This window comes from Burkholderia sp. PAMC 28687, from assembly GCF_001577465.1.
Lineage (GTDB): Bacteria > Pseudomonadota > Gammaproteobacteria > Burkholderiales > Burkholderiaceae > Caballeronia.
The window spans coordinates 1,371,227-1,389,094 of record NZ_CP014506.1 but is presented as its reverse complement, the minus strand read 5'-3'; the positions used below and the strand labels follow the sequence as shown (position 1 = coordinate 1,389,094).

Sequence of the window (17,868 nt, the reverse complement as noted above, 5' to 3'; positions counted from 1 at the left end):
ATTTGATTTGCGATGCTGGTCGTCCTTGCATCGGCTGCAAGTTTGCAGTCCAGCAGATTTTTCGGCGCGCTGTGTGGAATTTTCCCTTGATTCGAGGCGTTATCCGAACGAACCGCAGCGGAGCGGGAACCATCGGAGCCTGGAATGTTCGACTATCGGCGCATCCTCACGTGTTACGACGACACGGCGGAGATGAAGGCGGCGTTGCATCACGCAACATCGCTTGGAAAATCCTTGCGGGCGGAGTTGCACGTGCTGGTTGTCATCGATACAGCCGCAATGGTGTCGTCCACACTCGGCCTGCCGTCCGATGGCGCTTATATGAGCATCGAGCATACGGCGCGGGAGACGTTGAAGCGCGGGCTCGATCTTGCACAGGAACGTGGCGTGAGCGCGCACGGGCACGTTGCGGTGGGCAATATCGTCGATAACGTGCGGCACTACGCCGAGGCGTTGCGCGCTGATTTCGTGGTGGTGGGGCACAGGCGACGGTCCGGATTTGCACGCCTGTGGCATGGGCCGGCGCCGCATCAGACGCTGATCGGACGATGCGGGGAGAGTGCTGTGATTACGGTGACGGTTTAAAAAAACGGCGTGCCAGTCGGTCCGGCACGCCGTCTTTGTACGTCAGATCAGAACCGGTGAATGATACCCACGCCCGCCGCAAACTGGCTCGGCGACGAAGACGGCGCCGACTGGAAGCCATCGCCGATTGCCGACGTTGCGTTGATGATGTTTACGCCGTTCGTGCCGAGCGTCTTGCCGTTCGCGCGCTGATAAGCCTGCAGAGCGTAAAGGCCCGTGCGCTTGGACAACGAGTAGTACTCGGACAAGTTGAACTGCTGGTACTGCGCGGAACTGGTGATGCCGTTGGCCTTCGTTGCACGCGTATAGCTGTAGCCCGCAGCAAGGTCGATCAGCGTAACCGGTTTCCAGTGCAGCACGGCGCCGCCCGTGTTGAAGATCTCGGTCGTCTTGAAGCTCGAGTTGATGCCCGGGATGTACTGCACGTTCGAATACGTGAACGTGATGTCGAGCGCTTGCGTGAACGTATAACCGCCGGCGACCGCAATGCGCTGCTGCGCCTGCGCGGTCTGATAGCCATTGGTCACCGCCGATACACCCGATTGCCCCGCCGAGTTCGTGGTGGAATCCGCGCCGAACGCGCCGCCGCCCGGCGTCGAGTTGTTGATGCGCGTGATGCCTGCCGCAAGGCCGAACGGACCATTCGCGTACTGGACCGCGCCGCTCCACGTCGAGCCTTGATTCACGCTGCCGGGAACGCCTGCGAACGAATATGAGCCGCTGATCGTGACGCCATAAAATTTCGGCGATGTATAGACCAGCGAATTGTTCGCACGATAAATCGTATCGAGTTCATCCAGGTCGCCCGGATGCGCGCCGAACGCGCCGGTCAGCCAGGTGGTCGGGCTGTACGGCGCGAGCAGCGTGTAGTACGACGTGTACTGGCGGCCTGCGGTGAACGTACCGTAGGCGGGATTCGTCAAGCCAACCCATGCCTGGCGGCCGAACATTGCGTTGGTGAATTGCTGGCCGCCCGTTGCCGAGTTGAAACCCGACTCGAGCTGGAAGATCGCCTTGTTGCCGCCGCCGAGGTCTTCAGCGCCCTTGAGGCCAAAACGGCTGCCTGCCCAGACGCCCGGCAGCATCTTGACGTTCGAGCGTCCGCCCTTGTTCGAACCCAGCGACGTCTGGCTGCTTTGATACGTGATCGAGTCATCGATAATGCCGTACAGCGTCACGCTGTTCTGGGCAAAGACCGGCGAAGCGAGGGTGGCAAGGCCGAGAAGGACGGCCTTTTTGGCGTGGCGTGACTGCATGAGATCTCCTCTTTTTTGTATCAATGATTGCGATGCGGCCAGCAGCGTCGCGGACAATGTTTTACTACAAAGTGCCTGGCAATTCCTGTCGATTTGCATGCAGTGTTTGCCCTCATAGCAAACCCGCGTAATCGCATTCGTGCACGCCGCGAACACCTGGCCGGACTGCGAGCAGATGCCCGTCGAGTTCGTTGGCGCCGGTTGCTGGTTGTATGGATGTGATGAAGAGCGTGTCGAGATCGCGGCCGCCGAACGTGCACATGGAGGGCTTGCTGACTGGCAGTTCCAGTGTGCGGTCCAGTGCGCCGCCGGGCGTGAAGCGCAGCAGCACGCCGGCGTCGTTCGCGCAGGTCCAGTAGCAGCCGTCGGTATCGATTGCAGCGCCGTCCGGGCGTCCCTTGAAGCGGTTCAGATCGGCGAAGACACGGCGGTTGCGGGGCTCGCCGGAGTCGATGTCGAAGTCGAACGCCCACACGAGGCGGCGCGACGGATGCGAGTCCGAGAGGTACATCGTCGTGCCGTCGGGCGACCATGCCAGGCCGTTCTGCGTGATCAGATCGCACACCACGGGCGCCGAAAGCAGGCCTTGTGCGTCGTATCGGTACAACACGCCAGCCGGGTTCGCCGCCGCCATGTCCTGCACCATCGTGCCGGCCCAGAAGCGGCCTTGCCGGTCGCATCGGCCGTCGTTGAAGCGCATGTCGGGGAAGGGGAGCTCGGGCGCGGCGACTCGCCTCACAGTCACGTCATTCGCGTCCGATAGTGTCACTGCAAATAGCCCGGTCTCACAGCCCGCCAGCACGGTGCCGTTGCGATCGAACGCGATGCACGCAACCTTTTCCGGCAATACCCAGTCGGTGCGCGTACCTGTTTCCACCTGCACGCGGGCGATCGTGCGCGCGGGGATATCGACCCAGTACAACGCCTGTTCGGCTTCGCGCCATACCGGACTTTCGCCCACTTGCGCCGGGATCCGACCGGATGCTTCGACGCGTTCCACGTGTGCTGTTTTCATCGATGCATCGCTATGCATTGACCGGCTGCGCGACGGTGGCGTCGGCGCGCCGGTTGACGAGCGAAGGGCGCACCAGCGTCCACAGCAGCACTACGCCGATCAGATCGCCGAAGCCGAGCGCCACGAAGAACGGCGCATATCCAATGGTCGATACCAGTGCACCGATCACGAGCGTGAAGCCCAGGTTGCCGATCCCCGCCGATAACCCCGCGAACCCCGTCACCGTCGCAACTTCGCGGCGCGGGAACAGGTCGGCCGACATCGAAATGACAGTGACCGAGAGCGTCTGGTGCGCGAAGCCGCCAAGGCACAGCAGGAAGATCGCTGTGGAGGGATCCTTCACATAACCGACGCCGGCCATCGCGGTCATGATCAGCGCGCCGAACGTGAAGACCATGCGCTTGCCGTTGATCACCGAGATGTTGAAATGCTTGTTGAGGTACATCGAAATCGTGCCACCCATCAGGCATCCGATATCCGCCGCGACGAACGGCAGCCACGCCGTCATGGCGATGGCCTTCAAGTCGAAGCCGCGCGCCTGATGCAGATAGAGGGGCATCCAGAATACGAGCGTGCCCCAGACCGGATCGGCAAAGAAGCGCGGCAGCGCGATGCCCCAGAAATTGCGTTGACTGAAGATCTTGCGCAGGTTGGGTTTTGCGCCGTTATCGGAGAGTTCGGCGTGTTCGCCTTCCACTATATAAGCCGCTTCCTTCGAAGTAAGCGACTTGTGTTCGCTGGGATGACGATAGAACACGATCCACAGCGCCGCCCATACAAGGCCCAGGCAACCCGCAATCACGAATGCCATTTCCCAGTTGTACTTGAGGATCGACCACGCAATGAGCGGCGGGGCGGCAATGGCGCCTACGGATGTACCGATGTTGAAGATACCGGCTGCGAGCGCGCGTTCGCGTGCGGGGAACCAGAACGCGGCCATGCGCATGCCGGCCGGAATAAACGACGCTTCAGCAAGACCGAGCAGGCCGCGCAACACGAACAGGCCGACCCAGCCGCTCGCGAAACCATGGCCGATACACACGATCGACCACATCAGGCCGCATAGCAAAAAGCCGAAGCGCAGGCCAATGCGATCCATGAGGTAACCGGTGGCCGGCGCGCCGATCGGGTACATCACGAGGAAGGCTCCGGTGATCCAGCCGTATTGCTGGGTGGAGATATGCAGGTCGGTCATGACCGTCGGCGCGGCGACGCTCAGGGAGCTGCGCGCGAGGTAATTCATGACGGTGCCGAGCGTGAGCAGGCCGATCATCCACCAGCGCAGGCCGCGTAGTTTCATTGCCATGTCGGTGTCTCCGAAGCCGTTGTCTTGCCGGCGATGGCATGCGGTTTTATGTGCTGCGCGCGCATTGCTTTATCGGCCGGGCATTGCGCACGTAAGGTACGTTACGTAATGTGAACGCATCGTATGTCAGATGACTTACTCGACGCAACAAGAGGCGCCTTAGCGTTTACACCAGTAATAATTCCTTCAATCTGGGCATGAGGATGGCGGAATTGTTGGCAATCCGGTACCTAGAGGCCTTGCGGACGGTTTTTGGGCTATATTTGGCCACCGCACGCGGTGAAAAGACGTCGTACGACTTAGGGTAAGCGATGGCGCTCGCGGTCCATGGCGTGACATGGCGCAAGATTGATGTTTCATTGATGCATCATTCGGCCCCTTTTAAGGGATGGTAATATTCGACGCGAGTTACCCGAAAATGCCTGAAACCACGGGCACGGCGTATCGATAATCAACTGGCCACGCGCCACTTCCTTATTTGAGTTTCAGCGATATTTTGTTACAGGAAGTATCGATTGCCGACGCATATAGCATGTTCGATCAAGATATGACTTGAATCGCTCCGTTTGAGGGCGAAGATTGCGGCCAAATGGACACTAAATGAAAAATGTATTTGTCAGAGGATTGTCTCAACTGAAGAGCGTGCTTGTTCGCCTGTCATTAAAGGTGGATAACGTAGGTTATGAAAGTGCGCCGATCTTCTCAGGCAGATGGCCGAAAATCACGAATAAGGGGCGCATTTACATCGCGGAGAATTGCTCGTTTCGATCATTCCGCACGCGTCAGCACATTACCGTGACAAAGGACGCCATATTGGAGATCGGGCGAAACACGTTTATGAACGACGGTGCCAACCTGTGCGCGACGCTTTCCGTGAAGATTGGCAAGAATTGCAAGATCGGTGATATGACCTATATTTACGATACCGACTTTCATCAGGTGTCTCCGCAACATCCGACCAAACGCGCACCTATATCCATTGGCAATAATGTCTGGATTGGCGCTCGTTCCACCATATTAGCCGGCGCGGATATTGGCGATCATTCCGTTATTGCCGCGGGTTCGACTGTTACCGGAGAAATCCCCGCGAAGAGCTTGGCAGGGGGCTCTCCGGCACGCGTGATAAGAACGCTGGATGTTCCGGATGACTGGGTTCGCGATTAAATCAGCGGGAGTTGGATTAGGGCAGTCAATGCCGCTGAATATCGCTGAATATCGCCGAATGCCGCCGAATTCCGATTTGGCACGCGCGTTTCAAACAATAAACGGAAATTCCGCTTCAGGCAGTGCGTCTCCATGCTTGAACCTGTTCATGAGTTCCGGGTAGGGAGGCGACGTTTCACCGCCGCGATCCACGAAGTGCGCGCCATCGCCGAGCCATCTGAACGATACAACCCGCCGTGATTGCTGCCCCGCCGTATTGCCAGGTGCGCCATGCACTGTATGAAAGTTGAATGCAATAGCATCGCCCGGCTCCAGGTCCCAACCGAGGATCTGATAATCGCTGCGGTGTGCATCGATATCGGGCAACTCCTCCAGCCTGTCGGACTTGTGGTCGTAAGCCACGCCGCTGAACTTGCGCGGCCGGAACAGCTTGCCCCACTTGTGCGATCCCGCGACGAACTCCACACATGTCTCGCGCGGCACCGGGTCAAGTGGAATCCATAGACTCACGGCTTGATCTGCGCTGACGCAGTAATAGGGTTCATCGTGATGCCAGGGTGTGAGCTTTGCCGCGCCGGCTTCCTTCACGAGCACATGTTCATGGAAGATGCGGGCACGCTGCGAATCCATCAGCGCCTGCGCGACGGAGGCGGCCGCGCTGTGTTCGACAAAATCCTTGAACGGCGCGATGCGCTGCCAGTTGCAGTAATCGCCGAAAAACCGGCCTGACGTTTTTTCGGGCGTGTAATTCCTGAACGACGGCCCCGGATGCGTCGCGTTGTACTCCACGCCTTCGCGCAATGTTTCCATCCAGTCCTTGAACATCCCGCGCAACACGACCGCACCGTCGCGCTCGAAGGCTTCCCGTTCTGCTGCCAGCATGGTGTTCTCCTTTATCGATTGACCGGGCTTTTCTCATGGATCACGCGGATCACGCGCCCGGCAGCGTTGCAGCGGCGCTGCGTCCGCGCAGCCAGTTGATGCTGCTGAATAAAGCAACCGCGAACAAGATCAGCATGGTCGCGACCGCGAGAATGGATGGATCGATGGAATCACGAATCCCGCTCCACATCTGCCGCGGCACGGTTCGCTGATCCGGGCCGCCAATGAACAGGATCACGATGACTTCGTCGAAGGAAGTCGCGAACGCGAATACGCTGCCCGTCGCCACGGCCGGCAGGATCAGCGGCAAGGTCACGCGGCGAAATGCGGTCCACGGCGCGGCGCCGAGTCCGGAAGCCGCTCGAATCAGGCTTTGATCGAACGACAGCAGCGACGCCGTGACGGTGATCACCACGAATGGCGTGCCGAGCGCGGCATGCGCGAGCACCACGCCGATATACGAATTCACCAGCCCCAGTGGCGCGAACACGAGATAGAACCCGGCGGCCACGACGACGATGGGGATGATCATCGGCGAGATGAGCAGCGGCATGATGACGGCGCGAAACGGAAAATTGGAGCGGCTGAGTCCGAGCGCCGCGAGCGTGCCCAGGCCCGTGGCGAGCACCGTGGATGCGGCGCCAATGCCGATGCTGTTCGCGAACGCGCGCTGCCAGTCGCTGCTGCCGAGCGCCTTGGAATACCAGTGCAGCGAGAAGCCTTGCATCGGATAGGAGAAGTACGCGCCAGAGTTGAACGACAGCGGCACGATGGCGAGAATCGGCGCTATCAGGAAGAACAGGATCAGTGCGGAATGCACGCGCAACCACTTCGATGCGATGCGTTCCGATAACACGAGATGCCTTTGGCTTTGCATGATGTCGTCCTTGCCCTGGCGCCTAGCCGAACCGCAACCGGTCGATACCCACAAGCCGGTTGAACACGAAATAGAACACGGCCGTGAAGATCACGAGATATGCCGACAATGCACCCGCCAGCCCCCAGTTGAGTTGCTCGTTAGTCTGCGCAGCGATGAGCTGGCTGATCATTTCATCGCCCGCGCCGCCGAGCAGCGCGGGCGTGATGTAGTAACCGAGCGCAAGCACGAACACGAGGAAGCACCCTGCGCCCACGCCGGGAAGCGTCTGCGGCATGTAGATGCGAACGAACGCGTTCACGGGATGCGCGCCGAGCGATTGCGCCGCGCGCATAAAGACCGGTGACACGCCCTTCATGACCGAATAGATCGCGAGGATCATGTAGGGCAGCAGGATATGCGTCATGCCGATCAGGACGCCCGTGCGGTTGAAGAGCAGCGGCAGCGGATGGCTGACGATTCCCGAACTCACAAGCAGGCTGTTGATCACGCCGCTCGGTTGCAGCAGCACATACCACGCGGTCGTTCGAACCAGCAGCGAGGTCCAGAACGGCACGATCACGAGCAGCATCAGGCGATTGCTCTTTGCAGGCGGGAGAGTGGCGAGCAGATACGCAACCGGATATCCAAGCAGCAGGCACAGCACCATGACTGAAGCGCTGATCCATACCGTGCGCGCAAACGCGTTGACGTAGACAGAACTGTCTGCCGGGAGGGATTTGATGGCGCCGTCGGCCGTGACTTCGGAATCGACGGCAGTGAGCAAGTAATCGGGCGTCGGAGACACCGCCGAGCGCTTCAGGTAACGCCAGATGTCATGCGTGCCCCAACGCGGATCGAGCTCGATCAAAGCGGGTTTCCAGGCAGGCGGCGCGGTCTCGGGCAACTGGCGCGCCGTTTTCATCAGCAAGCTGCGAAACTCGGGCAGGTAGAAGTTCATCCGTCGCGCAACGGTGCCGAGTTGGCCTTCTTGCGAAGCGCGCCGCATGTCGGCGGCGAGCAGGGCGAAGGTGCGTTCGTCGGGTATGCCTTCGCCGTTCCATGACTTGAGCGATTGCGACAGCACCGGCAAGTTCACCGGCACTTCGCGGTTCACGACGCTTCTTGAAAGCAGGATCGCAATGGGCGCAATGAAAGTGGCGAGCAGGAACAGCAGCAGCGGCAGGGCGAGCAACAGCGCTTGCGTGGATGCACGCCGGCGCGTCTTTGCATACGCTTCGCGGCCGGCGGTTTGGGCTTCCGCAATGCTCGCTCCGGCCGGCTCCTGCAGATCGCTGGTCACTGTCACAGTCACGATTCACCTTACGGGTTTGGTTACTGCGTCAGCCACACCTGGAAGCGCTTGTTGATCTGGTCGGCGTTGTCGGCCCAGAAACTCGCGTTGATCTGCACGGCGCGCTTGAAGTTGCCGGGCGCGGTCGGCAGGTCGTTCAGGCGCGCTTTATCGATGAGCGGAATCGAGTCCTTGCGCGGCGGCGCGTAGGCAATGTACTTGGTCAGGTCAGCATAGCTTTTTGCCGTCGATGCCGATGCAATGAATTTGGCCGCCGCGTCGGCGTTCTTTGCGCCCATCGGAATGCCCCACCATTCGAAGTCGTAGACCTGACCGTCCCATACCGATTCGAACGGCTTGTGATCCTTGTGGACGGCGTCATCGATCCGGCCGTTGTACGCTTGCGTCATCACCACCGCGCCATCCGAAAGCAGTTGCGGCGGTTGTGCGCCGGCTTCCCACCAGACGATGCTCGACTTGATGGTGTCGAGCTTCTTGAACGCGCGATCCACGCCGGCCGGTGTGCCGAGGACCTTGTAGACGTCGGCGGGTTTGACGCCATCGGCGAGTAGCGCCCATTCGAGCGTCACCTTCGGCGACTTGCGCAGGCCACGCTTGCCGGGATATTTCTTCAGGTCGAAGAAGTCGTTGATGGAGGTCGGCGCGCTCTTCAGCTTGGTCGTGTCGTAGGCATAAACGGTGGACCAGACCATGGCGGCGACCGCGCAATCCATGATCGAACCGGGAATGAATGCGCTCGTGTTGCCGAGCGACTTCTTATCGATCTTCTTGAGCAAGCCTTCGTCACAACCGGTGATCGCATCGTTCGATTCGAGGTCGATCAGGTCCCACGTGGGATTCTTCGCCTGCTCCATTGCCGATAATTTGGCGAGGCCGCCGTCGTAAGATTCCGTCGAGAAGCCGATACCCGTTGCCGCGGTGAACGGCTCGAAAAACGCCTTCTTCGCCGCGGCTTCGTATGCGCCGCCGAAGGTGACCACCGAGATGGTTTCCGCCGCATGCGTGCTCGCCGAAAACAATGCGACAGTCGAAAGAACGAGTCCGGCGATGCCCGTCATACCGGTTTGGATCAGTTTGGTTTTCATGTCAATGGACTCCTGCGGTGAGGGACGGAGCATGGCCGTGGCTTGCAGTTACGGCCGTTGCGAGGATCTTGCAGTCGTCGTGGCGCCATGCCACGGCGGTTGCACTGCCGAGTGACGGAAGGTCGTGATGCTGCGTGTTGGGTACCTTGACAATGAGGCTGTCGCCCGAGCCTTGTGCGCCAAGTTTCAAGTGAACGCGGTGATGGTCGCCGCAATACACGAGTTCTTCCACGCGCGCCGTCACCAGGTTGGTGTCGGCGGCGCTTAGGATTCCTTCTGCCGATGCAATGTGCGCGCGCTCCGGGCGCAGCGCCAGCATGGCTTCCTCGCCGTTACGCAAGCCCCGGCCGCAACGTCCGCGAATGACCGCACCTTCTGGCAACACGAGCGTCGCCCAGTCCGGATCCTGTTCGAGCACGCGGCCCATCAAACCGTTGTTCTCACCGACGAAATTCGCGACGAATGCGTTGTGCGCGTTTTCATAGAGTTCCGTTGGAGTCGCTGCTTGCTGAATGCGGCCATCGGAGAAAACGGCCACGCGGTCCGACATGGTCAGCGCTTCCGCCTGATCGTGCGTCACGTACACCACCGTCAATCCCAGCTCGCGATGCAGCCGCATGATTTCGTACTGCATGGTTTCGCGCAGGCGCTTGTCGAGCGCGCCGAGTGGTTCGTCCATCAGCACCACGCTCGGCTCGAACACGAGGGCGCGCGCAAGGGCCACACGCTGCTGCTGTCCGCCCGATAGCTGCGCGGGCCGACGCGCCGCGAGATGCGGCAACTCGACCATGTCCAGTGCACGCTTGACACGCGCCTGTTGCTCGGTCTTGCTCATGCGTCTCACCGACAACGGAAACGCAACGTTTTGCTCGATCGTCAAGTGCGGGAACAGCGCGTAGTTCTGGAACACCATGCCAATGTCACGCTGATGCGGCGGTTTGTCGTCGAGGCGTTTTCCGTTGAGGCGGATCTCGCCCTGAGTCGCCGATTCAAAACCGGCGAGCATCATCAGCGTGGTCGTCTTGCCTGATCCTGAAGGACCAAGCAACGAGACGAACTCGCCTTTCGCGACATCGAGGTCGAGCCCTTCCACGACGTAATGAACGCCGTCGTATGTCTTGCTCACGCCCGCGAAGGAGATGAAGGAGTGCGTTGACATCGTGTCGTGTTGGATGAGTGTTGAGATCAGGCAAGCTGCTGGGCAAGGTAGCGGGCGAAGTCGTAATTGGGCCTTTCCAGATGACTCAGATGCCCAGGCTTTGCCAGCGGCGCACTCACACCACGGAACACCGCCTGCACGCCGCGCCGGTCTTCTTCATTGACCGCATCGAGCAATGTCTTGAGCGTTGCCATGTAGTCGGCCGCCTTCGGATCCGCGATGAAATCAGGCGCGAGCCCGCCGCCGAAGCGGATGTGGACACGGCTGGTTCCAACCGGCTGCAGCACGAGGTACCAGAAGTAACCCGGCGTGAGCGTGACGAGATGCGTCGGATAGATCGCGAGCAGCGCGGTGGTCTTGCGCCAGTGACCTTGCAGCCGCTGATTGTCGGGATGCGCCTGACCAATGGGCAACGATGCTTCCTTCGTGATCCAGTGATAGTTGAACGCGTCGCTGCCTGGCGGGCATTCCATTTCTTCGAGACGCGAATGCGGACCTACGGTTGCCCGATGCAGCATGGGCAGGTGATAACTCTCCATGAAGTTTTCAGCGAGGATCTTCCAGTTGGTATCCCACACGTGTTCTTCGTAGAACGTTTCCTTGTAATCAGCCATGCCGTAGCTGGCAATCAGTTCGGTGAGACCTGCCAACTTGCCGGCAACAGGCGGCGCGTCGGCATTGAGCGTGACGTAGATCCAGCCTTGCCAGACCTCGCATCGAACGGACGGCAAACGGTAGTTCTCTTTGCAGAATCCGCTTTGACGATCCATCATTGGCGCACCGCTCAGCGCACCGTCGAGCGTGTAGTTCCACGCGTGATAGGGGCAGACGATCCGTCGCGTGTTGCCGCGCCCTTCGAGCAGCACCGACATGCGATGCAGGCAGACGTTTGAAAACGCCTTCAATTCCAGTTTTTCGTCGCGCAAGACCACGATCGGCTGGCCATCGATGTCTGCAGTGAGATAGTCGCCGGCATCTGTAATCGAACTTGCCCGGCCAACGCAAAGCCATTCGCTGCGGAAGATGTTCGCTTGTTCCAGCGCGAGAAAATCGGGCGAAGTATAGACGGCAGGCGGCATGGAATGCGCGTCGCTGAAGGGACGCTCGCAACTGACCTTCAACTGCCGGACGATCTCGAGTCCAGTGCCGGACGCTGCCGTTGAAGATCCCATCGCGCCTCCCTGTCGTATTCAGTGGATGCTGCAACCGGCTCTCCAGCCGGGCCGCTCGCTGCATGGACATCAATCTATCAAGTCAAATTACCAGCCAAAATATTGTTTTTACATGTAGAACCAAGTTTTTTCCTATCCAGACGCGAAGCCAGACGCAACGCCTCAACGTGCTCGCTCGCGGGTGATTTCCGCTTCGCAAAAGGCCGCGAAGCGCTGCACGACTTGCCGTGGTTTCATGCTTCGCGACTGCGCAATCCCGAGCGTGGTGGCGTTGACTTCGTCCTTGAACTGCCTGATCAAGAAATCCTCGCCGTCAACCGTGCGGCTCGATTTCAGCGGAAAATTAAGGATGCTGTATCCAAGGCCATTGGCAACCATGCCGCGAACCACTTCAGGTTGAGACGAACGGAACGCGGCAATCGGACGGTCGCCGACGGCGTCGAAGAGACCTGCGAAATATTCGCGGCTGTGCGGAAGATCGAGCATCACGTAGGGTTCGTCGCGCAGGTCGGCGAGCGCCACCGTGCGCTGTTTCGCCAGCCGGTGATTCTTCGGCAAGATCACATACGGCGGTAACGAGAGCAGCGGCGTGAACGCGATGTCATCGGTCAGATCGAGGTTGTAGGTCAGCGCGATATCCAGCGAACCATCGTGCAGGCCGCGCAGCAAATCGTCCTGATGCGCTTCGAGCGTGCGGAACGCGATCCCTGCATGACCCGCTATGAAGCGGCTCATCATCGCGGGCATGAGCGGCGGCGCGAGTGAAACCAGGCACCCGAGCGTGATTGCGCCTGACATGCCGCCGTCCAGTTCCTTCGCTGCGGTCTGAAGGTCTTCCGCGTTTTTCAGCAAGTCGCGCGCGCGTCCGAGCATCTCGCGTCCGGCCTGTGTCAGGGATAACCCGCTCGCGTGATGCCGGATGAAAAGCTGCACGCCGAACGACACTTCGAGATCCGCGAGCGCTGTGGAGATGGACGGCTGCGAGATATGCAGCAGCTTCGCCGCCGCCGTGAACGACAGCACTTCGGCGGTCACCACGAAGTATCTCAACTGCCTCAATGAATAGCGTAATTGCGCAGGTTCCATGGTCCGCCCCCGGTCTTTTATCGATCCTATTGTGCGTGGACATAAATACGCTTGCATAGGCAAATCCGATGATTTGCATTTTTGAAATATGTTTTTCGGATGCGATGCCAAAGCGTAGATTTTGTGCACGGTCAGTGCAAACGCGAGGGGGCGGCATGCAAACAACTCAACCAGACAGCGCTTTGATGGAAGCGGCGCCCGGAATGAATCACGATCTGCGGGCCGCATTCCTCGATTCGATGGCGTCCAATTCAACATCGGTTCATGTCGTGACGACAGGCGCAGGCAACGAACGTTTTGGCGTCACCGTCAGCGCTTGCAGCTCGGTTTGCGCTGACCCGCCCACATTGCTCGTCTGCATCAATACACGCAGCCCGGCCAATGCAGCGGTCGCGGCGAACGGCGTGTTCGCGGTGAACCTGCTGAACGTGGCGCAGCGCGGCATTGCCGATACCTTTGCCGGACGCTCGGCGAGCGCCAGGCCTTTCGACTTCTCATGCTGCACGGTGACGGCGGGGGCGCTGGACGTGCCGCTTATCGACGGGGCAGTTGCTGCAATCGAATGCCGTCTCGTCGCCCAGCAAACCATAGGCACGCACACGGTGTTTTTCGGCGAGGTCGCGGCGATCAAACGCGCGCCCGCCGCGCACATGCCATTGCTTTATTGCAAGCGCGATTACGGCCAGTTCCTGGCTTTCTAGGCGAATCTGAACGACGATATTTCCCCACGGATCGAGGCACAGCAATGATCAGAACAGGCGAGCAGTATCGCGACTCCATTCGAGACGGACGACAGGTCTGGATCAATGGCGAACGCGTGAAGGACGTGACCACGCATCCCATGTTCAAGCCGATCGTGGACATCCGCGCGCGCATCTACGACATGGCGCATGAGAAGGCGACGCAGGATGTGATGAGCTACGTGGATGAAAAGACCGGCGAGCGCAACGCGGTCGGCCTGAAGCTGCCGTACACGCAGCAGGACTGGCACGACAAGCGCCTGGCAGTAGACACTGTGCTCGATGACATCGGCGGAATCGCCACCCGCGTGGGCGATGAAACCATCGGCGAGATGTGGTCGCTCTACGACGGCAAGGATGTGCTCAACGAAGTCGATCCGCGTTTTGCCGCGAACATCGAGCGGCATATCAATCGTGCGTTGCATGAAGACCCGTTCCATGTCTCCGCCAACACCGACCCCAAGGGCGACCGCTCGAAACCGCCTCAGGAGCAGGACCCGGACATGCTTTTGCATGTGGTGAAGGAAACCGATGCGGGCATCGTGGTGCGTGGCGCCAAGTACGAGACGGCCGCAGCGTATGCGAATCAGGCGTTCGTGAAGCCGACCATCGCGAACTGGGGCGACGCAAAACTCTCGGACTATGCGGTGGGTTTTGTCGTCAACATGTCCGCGCCGGGACTCAAGTTCATTTGCCGTACGGGCTTCGCCGGGCGCGCGAATCCGGAAGATTACCCGCTGTCGAACCGCTGCGATGAAGTCGATACCCTGCTGATCTTCGACAACGTCCTGATTCCCTGGGAAGACGTGCTGTTCTACCAGCATACGAAGGCGGCCACCTTCATTCGCTCGACCTTGCATCGATACAGCGCGTTCGCGTTCGTCCAGCGCAACCTGCGTCTTGCCGACCTGATGATCGGCGCGGCGTTGTTCAACGCACGCCAAACCGGCCTTGAAAAGCAGCAGGCCGTGCAGGAGAAACTGTCGACGCTCGCCGTGTATCGCGAGACCATCAACGCGCATCTGACGGCGTCGATTGCATGCGGCGAACGCAGTCCCGCCGGCCTGATGATGCCCAATCAATCCTTGCTCTATACAGGCCGCGTGCAGGCATGTTCGCGCCTTCACGAGATGATGCATCTCGCGCGTGAACTCTGCGGTGGACAGATTTGCGTGACGCCGGACGCGGCGTCGTTTGCCAATCCGGAGATCAGCGGCTGGCTCGCCAAGTTCTACACCGTCAACGAAAACTGGGTCTCCGATGACCGCCGCAAGTTGCTCGCGTTCGCCCGCGACTTGCTGAACTCGGACTATGCGGGGCATCGCCTCACGTTCCAGTTGTTCGCGCAATCACCGCCGTTCGCTCACCTGGGTGCCGTGTTCCGTAACTTCGATTTCGACAGCACGCTCGGCTACGTCAAGAAGGCCGCGAACCTGTCGGACCGTGTCGTTCAATCCAGCGCAGGGCCGCGGCTCAAGCGCGTTGTGTGAGGTGTCCATGAGTCATACCCGCATCCGCAAGTTCAACACGCGCGAGACGTACCCCGAGCAGAAACTCGATAACGATCTGTGCCAGGCGGTCGTGGCGAACGGGACGGTTTATCTGCGCGGCCAGATCGGGCAGGACCTGGATACGCGCGAATCGGTGGGCATAGGCGACGTTGGCGCGCAGGCCGAAAAGGCGATGGCCAACATCGCAATGTTGCTGGGCGAAGCCGGCAGCAAGCTGGAGGATATCTGCAAGATCACGATCTATCTTGTCGATGTACGCTATCGCGAAGCGGTGTACACCGTGGTCGGGAAGTGGCTGAAGGGTGTGTACCCGGTATCGACGGGTATTGTGATTTCAGCGCTTGCGCGTCCCGAGTGGCTCGTCGAAATCGACGTGATCGCCGTCATTCCAAATAGCTGAGCGGAGGATCGCATGACGTTTTCCCTGGCTGGCCGATGCGAACGTACGGGCATGGTCGGCGGCATTGTGTGCAGTTCGAGCATCGCGGTTCCCAGCCGATGTCTATGGGCAAGTCCGCATGGCGTGGTGCTGAGTCAGAACGTGACCGATCCGCGCCTGGGCGTGCTCGGATTGCAGTTGCTTGGCGCCGGTTTTGGTGCTGAAAGCACCTTGCAACAATTGCAGCACGCACGTCCTTACGCGGAGTGGCGGCAGCTAGCCGTACTCGATGCCGACGGTTCGCGCGACGCTGCGACGGGCCAAAAAGGGCTGGGTATAATCGCGACGAAACCGGGGCGCAACTGCGTTGCAGCGGGCAACCTGCTCGCCCACGATGGCATTCCGGCCGCCATGGTCGAAGCCTTCGAAGCATCGCCCGCAAGCTCGCTGGCGGAGCGCCTGATCGCGGCACTGGAAGCGGGTGCGGCGGCAGGCGGCGAAGCGGGTCCCGTGCATTCGGCGGGATTTTGCGTGTATGGAAGAGAGGTCTGGCCGCTCGCGGAGTTGCGCGTGGACTGGTCGGATCAACCCATTGCTGATTTGCGGGCGCTCTGGCAGCGCTACGAACCGCAGATGAACGACTACGCAATGCGCGCAATACGTCCCGAGCAGGCACCGTCGTATGGAGTACCCGGAGATCTCTAGCCAATGAAGCACGCCTTGCTCGACACCACGCTCGATCTGCTGAACGATCTGGTCGCGTTCGATACCCGCAGCTCCGAATCGAACCTCAAGCTGATCGAGTATGTCCAGCGGTATCTAAATCGGCACGGCGTGGAGTCCTCACTCGTCTTCGATGAAACCGGCCGCAAGGCGAACCTGTATGCAACCATCGGCCCGAAGGACGTGGCGGGTCTGTGCTTTTCGGGTCACACCGATGTCGTACCCGCCGCGGGTCAGCCGTGGACCGTGCCGCCCTTCGAGATGACGCGCGGGAGCGACCGTGTCTTCGGGCGTGGCACTGCCGACATGAAGGGTTTCATCGCGGCGGTGCTTGCAAGCGTGCCGCACTTCGTTGCGACCTGCAAAGACGTGCCTGTTCATCTTGCATTCAGTTATGACGAAGAAGTCGGTTGCCGTGGCGTGCGCGGTTTGTTGCGTGAACTGGCGGCAGCGCCGGTTAAGCCGCTTGCATGCATTATTGGCGAGCCGACGAGCATGCAGGTCGCGGTGGCGCACAAGGGCAAGAAGGCGTACAGATGCTGCGTGAAAGGTCTCGCCGGGCATTCCGCGCTGACACATCTCGGCGTGAATGCGGTGGATTTCGCGGCGGAACTCGTGACGTTCCTGCGGCGAACGCAGCGCGACTTGCGCACAAAGGCAACGCTCGACCACGACTTTGATCCGCCGTACACGACCATCCATACCGGCCGCTTCAATGGCGGTATTGCGTTGAACGTGATCCCGGACCACGCGCAAGTGGAGTTCGAAATCCGCAATCTGCCCGCCGATAACGCGGACGCCATCGTGCAAACCATCGCGCACTATGCGGAAACGGAACTCGTCGGCGCCATGCGCGAAACGTTCGCCGAAAGCGATATCGACTGGGAACAACTGGTGGATTATCCGGCACTGTCGGATCGGGCTGCGGCTGCCTGGTTGCGCGATCTGGCATGCGCGGCTGCCGGACGGGACGACGTGCGCACGCTCGCGTTCGGAACCGAAGGCGGTCTGTTTCAGTCGATAGGCATTCCTACGGTCGTATGCGGACCGGGTTCCATCGAACAAGGGCACAAGGCCGATGAGTACGTCGAACTGGAACAGTTATCCAAATGCCTGACTTTCCTCGGCAACCTCTCGACGAGTCTGCCGGGGACGGTTTCCGCAAACCGGTAGTGACGTTGTCAGTTATAGCCGAGGATGGCGCAGGCCGTGATGTCCGAGCGGTCCGAGACGTTGCACGCCAGAACGGTCATGGGCGCCTGGAGCATCGACATATACGAGGAACTTTGTTTCTCCACCTTGGCGCTCGCTTTCGTGGCCTTGTTGCGGCTTCCGGTGATTGTCGAAAATGCAGCGTTGAGATGATTGGACGTATTCATGTTAAACACCACTTCAGTAGTTATTGGCAAAAACAATTTCTGATTCACTCACTGGACACTCACCGGCCAAACGTATTGGCGATGTAGTTCCAGTAAGCGCCAACTGAAGGGTTGATGACATAGGTACTGTCACCAATGCGACGGCTCAAAGCCTTGCCTGGCGCGGGGCTGTATTAATGACCGTGTGTTTGCGGCAACACTATTCAAGTTATTTCGCTTACTGCCGCTAATCCCCATTCATGAGCTCAGGTATTG

The 17,868-nt window shown here is 59.9% G+C and carries 18 protein-coding genes; 7 read left to right on the top strand and 11 right to left on the bottom strand.

Annotation, left to right across the window (positions count from 1 at the left end; genetic code table 11):
• Nucleotides 1-144: 144 nt before the first annotated feature.
• Nucleotides 145-585, top strand: coding sequence for a universal stress protein (locus AX768_RS21525; protein ID WP_062002032.1), 441 nt, complete (start codon nt 145-147; stop codon nt 583-585).
• A gap of 47 nt (nt 586-632) precedes the next feature.
• Here AX768_RS21525 and AX768_RS21520 read toward each other — a convergent pair whose 3' ends face one another.
• The 3 genes from AX768_RS21520 to AX768_RS21510 all read right to left on the bottom strand — a co-directional run bounded on the left by AX768_RS21520 (nt 633) and on the right by AX768_RS21510 (nt 4,162).
• Complete coding sequence (locus AX768_RS21520) at nt 633-1,841, bottom strand: porin (protein ID WP_062002031.1); 1,209 nt, start codon at nt 1,839-1,841, stop codon at nt 633-635.
• A 112-nt stretch (nt 1,842-1,953) separates the two neighbouring features.
• Entirely contained in the window at nt 1,954-2,856 is a 903-nt protein-coding gene (locus tag AX768_RS21515; protein WP_062002401.1) for an SMP-30/gluconolactonase/LRE family protein, read from the bottom strand.
• Nucleotides 2,857-2,866: 10 nt separating this feature from the next.
• Nucleotides 2,867-4,162 carry an MFS transporter gene (locus AX768_RS21510; protein WP_062002030.1) on the bottom strand — a complete coding sequence of 432 codons (1,296 nt, stop codon included), beginning with the start codon at nt 4,160-4,162 and terminating at the stop codon, nt 2,867-2,869.
• A gap of 600 nt (nt 4,163-4,762) precedes the next feature.
• On the opposite strand from AX768_RS21510, the gene AX768_RS21505 reads away from it, so the two are divergent.
• Nucleotides 4,763-5,326 (top strand): acyltransferase, encoded by a 564-nt coding sequence (locus tag AX768_RS21505; protein WP_062002029.1) that lies wholly within the window; start codon nt 4,763-4,765, stop codon nt 5,324-5,326.
• A gap of 90 nt (nt 5,327-5,416) precedes the next feature.
• Here the strand turns inward: AX768_RS21505 and AX768_RS21500 are convergent, their stop codons facing one another.
• From AX768_RS21500 to AX768_RS21470, 7 genes are all read right to left on the bottom strand, one after another.
• A complete protein-coding gene (locus tag AX768_RS21500) occupies nt 5,417-6,208 on the bottom strand; it encodes a phytanoyl-CoA dioxygenase family protein (RefSeq protein ID WP_062002028.1) in 792 nt (263 codons plus the stop codon).
• 49 nt (nt 6,209-6,257) lie between these two features.
• Nucleotides 6,258-7,085, bottom strand: coding sequence for an ABC transporter permease (locus AX768_RS21495; protein WP_062002027.1), 828 nt, complete (start codon nt 7,083-7,085; stop codon nt 6,258-6,260).
• Nucleotides 7,086-7,107: 22 nt separating this feature from the next.
• Nucleotides 7,108-8,331: an ABC transporter permease gene (locus tag AX768_RS21490; protein WP_442857271.1), complete on the bottom strand. Its 1,224-nt coding sequence runs from the start codon at nt 8,329-8,331 to the stop codon at nt 7,108-7,110.
• 68 nt (nt 8,332-8,399) lie between these two features.
• Complete coding sequence (locus tag AX768_RS21485) at nt 8,400-9,437, bottom strand: ABC transporter substrate-binding protein (protein ID WP_086381026.1); 1,038 nt, start codon at nt 9,435-9,437, stop codon at nt 8,400-8,402.
• 28 nt (nt 9,438-9,465) lie between these two features.
• Nucleotides 9,466-10,623, bottom strand: a complete 1,158-nt coding sequence (locus AX768_RS21480) for an ABC transporter ATP-binding protein (protein WP_062002025.1) — start codon at nt 10,621-10,623, stop codon at nt 9,466-9,468.
• A gap of 26 nt (nt 10,624-10,649) precedes the next feature.
• Nucleotides 10,650-11,795 (bottom strand): SRPBCC family protein, encoded by a 1,146-nt coding sequence (locus AX768_RS21475; protein WP_062002024.1) that lies wholly within the window; start codon nt 11,793-11,795, stop codon nt 10,650-10,652.
• A 162-nt stretch (nt 11,796-11,957) separates the two neighbouring features.
• The gene (locus tag AX768_RS21470; protein ID WP_062002023.1) at nt 11,958-12,881 is read right to left on the bottom strand and encodes a LysR family transcriptional regulator; all 924 of its coding nucleotides are present in this window, start codon (nt 12,879-12,881) and stop codon (nt 11,958-11,960) included.
• Between the two features lie 155 nt (nt 12,882-13,036).
• Between AX768_RS21470 and AX768_RS21465 the strand changes: the two genes are divergently transcribed.
• Genes AX768_RS21465 through argE form a run of 5 tightly spaced genes read left to right on the top strand, consistent with a single transcriptional unit; the run spans nt 13,037 to nt 17,407 of the window.
• Nucleotides 13,037-13,582 carry a flavin reductase family protein gene (locus AX768_RS21465; protein ID WP_178391847.1) on the top strand — a complete coding sequence of 182 codons (546 nt, stop codon included), beginning with the start codon at nt 13,037-13,039 and terminating at the stop codon, nt 13,580-13,582.
• Between the two features lie 44 nt (nt 13,583-13,626).
• A complete protein-coding gene (locus AX768_RS21460; protein WP_062002021.1) occupies nt 13,627-15,111 on the top strand; it encodes a 4-hydroxyphenylacetate 3-hydroxylase family protein in 1,485 nt (494 codons plus the stop codon).
• Between the two features lie 7 nt (nt 15,112-15,118).
• Nucleotides 15,119-15,532: a RidA family protein gene (locus AX768_RS21455; protein WP_062002399.1), complete on the top strand. Its 414-nt coding sequence runs from the start codon at nt 15,119-15,121 to the stop codon at nt 15,530-15,532.
• Between the two features lie 12 nt (nt 15,533-15,544).
• Nucleotides 15,545-16,216, top strand: coding sequence for a DUF1028 domain-containing protein (locus AX768_RS21450; protein ID WP_062002020.1), 672 nt, complete (start codon nt 15,545-15,547; stop codon nt 16,214-16,216).
• 3 nt (nt 16,217-16,219) lie between these two features.
• A complete protein-coding gene (argE, locus tag AX768_RS21445) occupies nt 16,220-17,407 on the top strand; it encodes an acetylornithine deacetylase (RefSeq protein WP_062002019.1) in 1,188 nt (395 codons plus the stop codon).
• An 8-nt stretch (nt 17,408-17,415) separates the two neighbouring features.
• Here argE and AX768_RS21440 read toward each other — a convergent pair whose 3' ends face one another.
• Nucleotides 17,416-17,613, bottom strand: a complete 198-nt coding sequence (locus AX768_RS21440) for a hypothetical protein (protein WP_062002018.1) — start codon at nt 17,611-17,613, stop codon at nt 17,416-17,418.
• Nucleotides 17,614-17,868: the final 255 nt, after the last annotated feature.